Here is a 9,077-nt window from a genome sequence, read left to right as displayed (position 1 = left end):
GGCAGCGGACTCAGTGAAGTGGCCGGCAAGGTGTTCCGTATCGGCCACCTCGGCGACATGAACGCGCTCACCCTCGCTGGCGCGCTGGCCGGAGTAGAGATGGCGCTGGTCGACGCCGGCTTCGACATCACGCTCGGGAGCGGCGTGGGCGCAGCACTGGCCGAGTGGCGGGTGCAGGCGTGAACACGAAAGACGTGCGCGTGGTGGTGACACGCAAGATGCCCGCGGCGGTGGAGGCGGAGATCGCGGAGCGATACGACGCGCTCTTCAATCGCACCGATGTGGCGCTCACGCCCGAACAGTTGGTGCAGGTGCTGCAGCAGGCGGACATCGTGGTCACCACGGTGACCGACAAGTGGCACCCCGGCATCTTCGACACGACCAGCATCCGCACAAAGCTGCTCGCCAACGTGGGTGTGGGCGTGAATCATATCGCGCTCGAATCGGCGCGCCGCGCCGGGATCGCGGTGAGCAACACGCCCGACGTGGTCACCGACGACACGGCCGACGTGGCGATCGGGCTCATGCTCATGATCATGCGCCGGCTGGGCGAAGGTGAGCGCCATCTGCGCAGCGGCGCGTGGGGTGGGCTACGTCCCACGTTCATGCTGGGGCGCACGCTGCGCGGCAAGACGCTCGGGATCGTGGGGTACGGCCGCATCGGCCGCGCGGTGGCGCGCATTGCGCACGAGGCGTTCGGCATGAAGATCCTGTGGCATGCGCCGCGCGATCCGCGCATCGATGATCCGGCAACGGCTGGACCGGCGAACGCGGAGCGCGTCAGCACGCTCGAGGAGTTGCTGCGCGGCAGTGATGTCGTGAGTCTGCATTGCCCGGCCACGAACGAAACGCGGCATCTCATCAACGAGCAGACGTTGTCGTTCATGCCCGAGCACGCGTATCTCATCAACACGGCGCGCGGGGATGTGGTGCATGAGGCCGCGCTCGCGAGTGCACTCAAGGAGCGCCGGATTGCCGGGGCGGGGCTCGACGTGTACGAATTCGAACCGAGTGTGAGCGCTGAGCTCATGGAGCTCGAGAACGTGGTGCTGGTGCCACATCTCGGGAGCGCCACTATCGAGACGCGCACCAACATGGGCATGCGTGCGCTCCGCAATGTGGACGCGTTCGTTGCCGGGGAAGGGCTGCCCGACCGGGTGGTGTGAGGGGTCGTTAGACTCCCGCTGTGCACCACGCCGGCCTCGATCCTGACCTGCATCCGACCCCGCCCGCCTTCGTGGCGGCGGGGTCGCTCTTGCATTTTCCCGACATCCGCTCGCGGTTTCTGCCGCAGTCGCACGATGTGATCGTATGCCTGCCGCCGGGCTATCACGAGGAGCCGGATCGGCGCTATCCGGTGCTGTATCTGCACGATGGGCAGAACGTGTTCGACGACCTGCCCCTGTCGCCGTTCGGAGTGCAGTGGGGTGTGGATACCACCGCGCGTGCCCTCACCCATGCGCGCGTGATCGAGCCGATCATCATCGTGGCCATCGGCAACGCCGGGCGCGATCGCATCGACGAGTACACGCCCACGCGCGACAACATGCACGATGCTGGCGGGATGGCCGATCGGTATGGCCAGATGCTTGTGTACGAGATAAAGCCGTGGGTGGATCACACCTGGCGCACACGGCGTACTGCGCGTGACACGGCGGTGGCTGGCAGCTCGCTTGGCGGGCTGCTCAGCCTGCATCTCGGGCTTACCCATCCGGCGGTGTTCGGCAAGCTCGGTTTGCTGAGTCCGAGCGTGTGGTGGGACGATCGCTGGATCGTGCGGCAGCTGGCGGCCGAGGGCCATCGTCCGGATTTGCGGATCTGGTTGGACGTGGGCACCGGCGAAACGCGCATGCTCAAGGGCACACGGTTGCTCTCTCGCATGCTTTTGCGGAAAGGCTGGCAGCTCGGTCGGGATCTCGCGTATGTGGAGGCGGACGGGGCGCTGCACGACGAACGTGCGTGGGGGGAACGGACCGGCCTCTTCCTGCGCTTTCTCTTCCCCGCCTCGTAGTTGCGGCGATCCGACGGTCTCCCATTCGCTCTCGCCCACCATGGACAGCTTCACCAGCTTTTCGCCCAAGGCGCTCACGTTTCTTCGTGGGCTCAAGAAGAACAACCGCAAGGACTGGTTCGAAGCACACCGGGCGCAGTACGAACAGGAGCTGAAGCTGCCGCTGGCGGCGCTCATCGAAGAGATGGATGTGCAGCTCGCCAGCATCGCCCCCGAAATCATCGGTTCGCCGAAGAAGTCGGCGTTCCGCATTCATCGCGATGTGCGCTTCAGCAAGGACAAGTCGCCGTACAAGACCCACGTGGCGTGCTGGTTCTTCCATCGGGATATCGGCACGCGCATGCAGAGCGAGGCGGTGCACGGCGGGGCGGGGTTCTACCTGCACATCACCCCGGGCGAGTGCTTCTGCGGTGGCGGAATCTGGATGCCGCCGAGGCCAGCGCTTCTGAAGATTCGGGAGTCGCTCGTGGATGACACCGAGGGCTGGGACGCGATCGTGAGGGATCGGGGGTTCCGGAAGCGCTTCGGCGATCTCGATACGGAGGGGATGCTCACCCGGGTACCGCGCGGCTACGCGCCCGATCACCCGGCGGCGGCGTGGCTCCGGTACCAGAGTTTCACCGCCGGCACGCCGCTTACCGACGAGGAGATCACCAGCCCGAAGCTTCCGGCGCTCCTGGCGAAGCACTATGCCGCGATGACCCCGTTCGTACGCTGGCTGAACGAGGCGTTGGGGCTGCGGCCGCATTCCAGCCGTCTCTGAGGGAATTGCGCGTATCCATTCCGGTGTGCCGGGTACCGCCGGGCACCGGGCTCGGCGAGATTCCCGGCACATGTCGAAGTCGCTCAAGCTCACGCTGGACATCCTGATCGGCGCCGCCGCGCCGGTCCTGATCCTGAAATACGGCACCGCCCCGTTGGGAACGCTGCCCGCGTATCTCGCGGCCGCGTTGGTGCCGGTGGCGTGGGTGTTGCTCGACCTTTTCGTCATCAGTCGCCGCTTCAACTTCATCACGACCTATGGTGGGGCGTCGGCGATCATGCGGGGCGCCCTTGCCTTCTGGTACGTGGATGGCGCGCTCTTCGCCTTCAAGGACAGCGCGAGTTACCTGCTCGCCTTCGTGGTGTTCGGGCTCACGGCGTTCATCGGCACGCCGGTGACGCGCAGTATTGCGCTGCAGGGGCTCGACCCCGATACGCCGGAGCGTGAGGGGCAGATGCACCGGCTGCTCGATGAGCCCGCGGTGCATGGCGCCATGCGTCGCGCCGCGCTCCTCATCGGCGTGACGAATCTGCTGGCCGGTGCGGTGAACTACGTGATCAACGTGCAGATGGTCACGGCGCCGTTCAATACGGCGGTCTTCAATGATCAGGTGGCGAACGTCAACGCCATCACCCGCATCGTGCTCGTGCTCCCCGACATGCTGGCGCTCTTCTACGCCTTCAATCTCATGTACAAGGCGATGTACGCCCTGCTGCCGGGCGGAAGCGAGAAGGAAGCTGACAGCGCGGAGTTCTGGACGCTGCTCGAGCAGCGCGAGGCCGCGCTCGCCGGCGGCGGTGACGGCAGCTCATTGTCCAACAGCGCGGTGGATGTGCGAGCCCGTAAGCAGGCGCGGGGCGAGTTCGGCATCAATTGAACCGTACTCGCCCCGCGTTCTCGCGGCGGATGACGCTGGGGATCAGCCGCCGAAGGAACCGAAGCGACGTCCCAACTCGCCCAGATTGCCGAACCGCTGATTCACGATGGTGTTGTAGATCGAGCCGAAGGTGTAGCCGACCCCTACATTCACGTTGTAGCGGAAATTGGTCTGGAGCTGCTGGCGCTGCGTGAGGATGTCACGCTCCGATTGCGCGTTCGCCGCAATGTAGATCTGATCGCGTACGCGTGAGGCCGAGCCGCGGAAATTGAGCGAGAAGCCGCGTCCCAGTCGCAGGTCCACAAAGCCCGAGAGCGTCACGTGGTTGCGATTGGGATCATGCAGATACTGCGAGCCTTCGAGTGTGAGGTTGGTGTTGCCCCACTTCTGCCGCTGTGTGAGTGCGAGCAGCATCGTGTGATTGAATCGCGTTTCCGCGATCTGATTGAACACCGTGGAGTTGTAATAGCGATAGTGATTGGGACCCACATAGTAGAGGGCCGTGAGCTGCCGCCGCGTGGCTTCACTCCACGGGAAATAGTTGTACTCGATGGCTGGTGAGAGACGCATCGCGAGCTTCTGGTTGAGCACCTCGCTGAAACCGCCAGACACCTTGAGGCCGGCGGTCCAATGCGCGTTGATGGTGCGTCCGAAGAGGGCGTTGACGTTGGATGCCCGCTGCAGCACCACGACCGACACGGTATCGCGCTTGGTGGGTGTCGTCGCGTTGGGGACGAACACCTTGAAGTCGCGCTCGTTGTAACTGCCCGTTCCGCCGATGTTGATCTTCCACTGCTCAGTCGTGCGGGCCGCCGACAGTGATGTCGACAGATTGGTCGTCTTCACCAGCTGTTCGCCCGACGCGTTGATGTTGCCGTCGACCCGGTACAGCCAAAGGTTCCAGCGGTCCTTGGCGGAACGGGCGTTGAGCGTGGGGGCGGTGACGCCGTTCATCAGCCCCACCCGCAGGCGGGTGGCGATGGGGGTGCGGGCCACGAACGGGGCGAGCCCGAGCTGGAACGTGCGCAGCAGATTGCGGCGCACCACGTCATCGGCGTCGTTGGGGAGGGTAGTGACGACCAGCGTATCCATCTTGCCGGCGTAGTTCTTCTGCCCCAGGAAATTGACCGTGATCTGACGCCCGCCGTTCGCCGCGTTGAGCGAGGTGAGCAGCAGATGCACGTCACTGTCGAACCGGTCACGGACCCAGTTCACATAGCCCATTTCCTGAACAAAGAACGTGCGATCGCAGCCGCGTACCCCGCCCTGGCAGTCGAGAAAGACCCGCAAAGCGCTCTGCATGACACTGTCCGGGAGCACGATCGTCGCAGGGGGCTGCCCCCTCGAAGACGCCGGCGCCTGCGCCGAAACGGGCGCGGGACTGCCGCACAGCAAAAACGCCGCGACACAAAACGCGGCGGACTTGGACGAAAGCATGATGACTAGTAGCCGCGGACCAAAATCTCGGTCCTGAGTGGAAATGCAGATGTAACGGCATGCGGACACGCTGCCGCTGACAGAACTACGCACCACTATCCGAAAGGGTTCACGGGAGGTCTTGTTGCCAGGGTCGGTTGCCCGGTCGTCTACCCGCCTTCCTCAGGCACTCGCACGCCGAACGGTCAGGCGCCGGGTCGCCGCGTCGTAGGTCACCGAGAGGGCCGTGAGCCCCTCCGGCGCGGGACCGGCCAGTCGCGCACCGTCGAAGGAAAACGTGGACCCATGGCACGGACACAGCAGCTCGTTGCTTCGAACGACGGACACGCCACAACCGGCGTGCGGGCAGTTGGCGGAGAACGCGCTGAACCGGTCGCGTGGCCGACGCACGACAATGACGCGTGCCGTGAGGAACACCACTGCCGATTCGCCTACCTCTGGCGCGCGCCACTGCGGGACCCGCGCAACATCGATCTCGACCTCGTTGCCGCGCACGATCGCGGCATCATCCGCGAACTCGAGCACGGGCGCGCTGGGGGGCGTCGATTCGCCGCACGCCTCGATGATGGGACACAACGCCACGCAGAGCGCCGCCTGAAGCAGGTCACGACGGTGACGGTCTATCGGTGCAGTCATGGTGGCTCGGTCGCTGAGTAACGGATGTGTCATGAACGTTGCGCGGATTTCGGACCCGAACGTCTGGACAGCGGTGCTGAATGCCACGAGAAGGAACGGGATGAAACGATGTGCATTGATGTGGCGGTCGCGTGACACGCGCGTGACACCGTCGCGTGCATTCAGAGACACAGCCCGGCGTATGTCTGGTGTCGCAACACGCGGAGGGCCGCGTGGGTTTCCCTCAACCAGACGCCCGCACCATGTCTCTGTTCATTCGTAGCTCCCGTCTCGCTTTCGCCGCCGCGTGCGGCGTCTTCGTCGCTGCATGCGGCGACGATACCAGCGGCATCAATACGCCGAACGAAACCATCGCGCCCGTTGCGCTCAAGAACCAGTCGGTCACGCCGGCGCTGATCAAGTCGCTCACGACCGGTGTCGAGATCTTCAGCCTCGTGAGCTCGGATGATCGCCTCACCGCGACCCCGAACTTCGTGTTCGGTGGCTCGGCCGACGGTGCCGGATTCATTCGCAACACTGATGGCAGCTTCACGCTGCTCACCAACCACGAAGACAACTTCGCGGTCTCGCGCGTGCGCTTCGACAAGGAGTTGAAGCCGATTTCTGGTGATTACGTCGTGAACTCCACCGCCGGCCGCTATCGCCTGTGCTCGGCGACGCTGGCGACGGTCGAAGAGCACGGCTTCAGCGCGTTCCTCACGGCTGGCGAAAGCAGCGAGGAGTCGGAAATCCTCGCCGTCGATCCGTCGGGCCCGGCCAACACGCCGAAGTACCTGGCGGCGTTTGGACGCTTCAACACCGAAAACGCCGTGCCGCTGCCGAAGGTGGCCTTCCCGAATCGTACCGTCGTGATCATCGGTGACGATGACTCGGGTGCCGAAGGTGGTCAGGTCGCGATGTACTTGTCGAACACGGTGGGCGACCTCGACAATGGCAATCTGTACGTGCTGGCCCGCTCCGACAACAACACGCGCGAGCGCGACATGGTGGTCGGTCAGTCGTATCCCGTGCAGTTCCGTCAGATTCAGAACCAGAAGACGCTGACGGGCCGCCAGATCAATCAGGCGGGCGCGACGCTCAATGCCATTCGCTTCGCTCGCGTGGAAGACGTGGATTACCGCAAGGGATCGGAGGCCAACAACCGCGAGATCTACTTCGTGGCGACGGGGCAGAACAACACGGGTGTGAACGCCGACTACAGCCGCACCAAGTACGGCCGTGCGTATCGCCTGCGTCTCGATGCCAGCAACCCGCTGCAGGGCACGCTGGAACTGATCGCCGACGGTGACGACAAGTCGCCCACCAGCGCGGCGCGCCTGTTCCAGAACCTCGACAACGTGTACGTCGGCCAGAACTACGTCTACTTGCAGGAAGACGACAACGGCTACGGCGACGAAACCCACGACGCCTACATCTACCAGTACAACATCGCCACGCGTGAGCTGAAGCCGGTGCTTGAGCTGGATCACCGCCGTACGCAGGCCGATGCCGCGTTGTACAACGCGGTGGGCGCACGTCCGGCGGGCAAGGCGGGCTGGGAGTATGGCGCGATGATCGACGTGTCGACGCAGCTGGGGCAGCCGAACACGTTCGTGATCGCCCTGCAGCCGCACTCGTGGCGTGCCGACAAGTACCGCGGGGTGGACGGCGGAACGCTCCGTCCGACCGAGAACCAGGCCAGCATGATGGTGATTGTGAAGGGTCTGCCGCGCTGAGTGCATTGCCTCTGAATCAATGACGGTAAACCGGCCCGGAGCGTCGCTCCGGGCCGGTCATCGCTTCCAGACCCTCCTCATGAATCATCATCGCTGTATCCGTACTCTGCTCGTCATTGTGCTCGCCTTCGGCGCCGGATGCGCCGATCGACCCGGCGCGGCATCTACCACGAGTACACGACCGGCCGGTAGCGAGACCGGTCTCGACCCTCGAGCGCAGGCAACGATTCGCACGTGGCAGGCGCAGGTGGACACACTCGCCCAGCGTGTCGCCATCCTCGATTCTGCTGTGCACGTCATGGCAACGGCCGAGCAGGCCGAACAGGCGCGGCGGGCTTTCGTCGATGCACGCACCGCGTTCAAGCACGTCGAGGTCGGGCTCGAGTACTACTACCCGTCGACGGCGCGTGGCATGAACGGCCCGGCGCTGCCGGAAGTCGAGGAGACGGAAGGGCCGGAAGCGGTGATACCGCCCACCGGATTTCAGGTGATTGAGGAAGCGCTCTTCGGCGACGATCCGCTTGGCGAACGGGCGGCACTGGAAAGCGAGACGGAGACCCTACGGTCGATCGTCACTCGTGCGCAAACGATGCTGGCTCCGCAGCAATCGACCGATGCCCATGTGTGGGACGCGGCGAAGCTGGAGATCGCCCGCATCGTGGCCCTCGGTATCACGGGATTCGACTCGCCGGTAGCGGGGCTGTCACTCACCGAGGCCGACGCGGCGCTCGAGGGGGTCGAACGGGCACTAACGCCATATCGTACGGTCACGCCGACATGGTCCGCCCTCGACTCCCTGATGCACGCGACCCGCGGCATGCTACGCGCTTCAAAGGGGCGAGACTCGTTCGATCACTTCGCCTTCATCGTCGATCACGCCAATCCGCTGGCGAAGGCACTGCACGATGCGCGCGTCGCGCTAGGCATTAGCGTCCCCACTGAGAAACGGGCGTTCCGTGTCGACGCGATGAGTCTCTTCGATTCGGCCGCGTTCGATCTTCTGGCCTTTGCGCCACTCGATGCGACGTTGCCGACGACTGCACAGGTCGCGCTCGGTCGCCAGCTGTTCCACGATACGCGCCTTTCGGGTGATGGCGCGCGCGCATGTAGTTCCTGTCATCTGCCGGAGAAGGCGTTCACCGATGGGCTGAAGGTCAACCGGGCCCGCGGAGGCGCACCGCTCGCCCGCAATACCCCCACGGTCATCAACAGCGGCCTCCAACTCGGTGTGTTTTCGGACCTGCGTACCACGTATCTCGAAGATCAGGTGACGGATGTCGTGGAGAACGTCGACGAAATGCACGGCAGCCTCGATCTCATCGCCGGCCGACTCTCCCGCGACACCTCGCTCTCGTCCCAATTCCGGGCCGCGTTCGCGGTACGCGCGGACACCGCGGTGACTCCCGCCCGCATCCGTTCGGCGCTCGCGGCCTATCAGCGCAGCCTCACCCGCCTCGATTCGCGCGTCGATCTCGCACTGCGCGGCCGACGGGACGTCATCAGTGCTGACGAGCGGGCCGGCTTCAACGTGTTCGTGGGTAAGGGGAAGTGCGCGACATGCCATTTCCTGCCGCTCACGAACGGCACGGTGCCCCCGATGTATCAGAAGTCGGAAGTGGAAGTGCTCGGCACGCCGCG

8 protein-coding genes and 1 pseudogene are annotated in these 9,077 nt (G+C 64.7%); 7 read left to right on the top strand and 2 right to left on the bottom strand.

The window, feature by feature from the left end; genetic code table 11:
- The 5 genes and pseudogenes from ACIQ6O_RS09030 to ACIQ6O_RS09010 form a co-directional block, all read left to right on the top strand.
- Nucleotides 1-183, top strand: a pseudogene (locus ACIQ6O_RS09030) (serine--glyoxylate aminotransferase); the annotation flags it as partial.
- Entirely contained in the window at nucleotides 180-1,166 is a 987-nt protein-coding gene (locus tag ACIQ6O_RS09025; protein ID WP_396207454.1) for a 2-hydroxyacid dehydrogenase, read from the top strand. The pseudogene ACIQ6O_RS09030 and the gene ACIQ6O_RS09025, both read left to right, overlap by 4 nt.
- 20 nt (nucleotides 1,167-1,186) lie before the next feature.
- Nucleotides 1,187-2,011, top strand: coding sequence for an alpha/beta hydrolase (locus tag ACIQ6O_RS09020; RefSeq protein WP_396207453.1), 825 nt, complete (start codon nucleotides 1,187-1,189; stop codon nucleotides 2,009-2,011).
- Nucleotides 2,012-2,051: 40 nt separating this feature from the next.
- Nucleotides 2,052-2,774: a DUF2461 domain-containing protein gene (locus tag ACIQ6O_RS09015; RefSeq protein ID WP_396207452.1), complete on the top strand. Its 723-nt coding sequence runs from the start codon at nucleotides 2,052-2,054 to the stop codon at nucleotides 2,772-2,774.
- Between the two features lie 70 nt (nucleotides 2,775-2,844).
- The gene (locus ACIQ6O_RS09010; RefSeq protein WP_396207451.1) at nucleotides 2,845-3,651 is read left to right on the top strand and encodes a VC0807 family protein; all 807 of its coding nucleotides are present in this window, start codon (nucleotides 2,845-2,847) and stop codon (nucleotides 3,649-3,651) included.
- Nucleotides 3,652-3,693: 42 nt separating this feature from the next.
- Here ACIQ6O_RS09010 and ACIQ6O_RS09005 read toward each other — a convergent pair whose 3' ends face one another.
- Complete coding sequence (locus tag ACIQ6O_RS09005; protein WP_396207450.1) at nucleotides 3,694-4,953, bottom strand: hypothetical protein; 1,260 nt, start codon at nucleotides 4,951-4,953, stop codon at nucleotides 3,694-3,696.
- 297 nt (nucleotides 4,954-5,250) lie between these two features.
- The gene (locus ACIQ6O_RS09000; RefSeq protein WP_396207449.1) at nucleotides 5,251-5,724 is read right to left on the bottom strand and encodes a ubiquinol-cytochrome c reductase iron-sulfur subunit; all 474 of its coding nucleotides are present in this window, start codon (nucleotides 5,722-5,724) and stop codon (nucleotides 5,251-5,253) included.
- A 242-nt stretch (nucleotides 5,725-5,966) separates the two neighbouring features.
- On the opposite strand from ACIQ6O_RS09000, the gene ACIQ6O_RS08995 reads away from it, so the two are divergent.
- Together ACIQ6O_RS08995 and ACIQ6O_RS08990 are read left to right on the top strand one after the other, a co-directional pair.
- The gene (locus tag ACIQ6O_RS08995) at nucleotides 5,967-7,439 is read left to right on the top strand and encodes an alkaline phosphatase PhoX (RefSeq protein ID WP_396207448.1); all 1,473 of its coding nucleotides are present in this window, start codon (nucleotides 5,967-5,969) and stop codon (nucleotides 7,437-7,439) included.
- 79 nt (nucleotides 7,440-7,518) lie between these two features.
- On the top strand, nucleotides 7,519-9,077 hold a 1,559-nt coding region (locus ACIQ6O_RS08990; protein WP_396207447.1), incomplete at its 3' end, for a cytochrome c peroxidase.

This window comes from Gemmatimonas sp. (genome assembly GCF_044345575.1).
Taxonomy (GTDB): domain Bacteria; phylum Gemmatimonadota; class Gemmatimonadetes; order Gemmatimonadales; family Gemmatimonadaceae; genus Gemmatimonas.
Note: the sequence above shows the minus strand (reverse complement) of the source record. Positions and strands in the feature narration are given on the sequence as shown.

Excerpts from the sequence above, each read along its gene's own strand:
- ACIQ6O_RS09015 (WP_396207452.1), top strand. The coding sequence starts at position 2,052 with ATGGACAGCTTCACCAGCTTTTCGCCCAAGGCGCTCACGTTTCTTCGT.
- ACIQ6O_RS09010 (WP_396207451.1), top strand. The coding sequence starts at position 2,845 with ATGTCGAAGTCGCTCAAGCTCACGCTGGACATCCTGATCGGCGCCGCC.
- ACIQ6O_RS09005 (WP_396207450.1), bottom strand. The coding sequence starts at position 4,953 with ATGCAGAGCGCTTTGCGGGTCTTTCTCGACTGCCAGGGCGGGGTACGC.
- ACIQ6O_RS09000 (WP_396207449.1), bottom strand. The coding sequence starts at position 5,724 with ATGACTGCACCGATAGACCGTCACCGTCGTGACCTGCTTCAGGCGGCG.
- ACIQ6O_RS08995 (WP_396207448.1), top strand. The coding sequence starts at position 5,967 with ATGTCTCTGTTCATTCGTAGCTCCCGTCTCGCTTTCGCCGCCGCGTGC.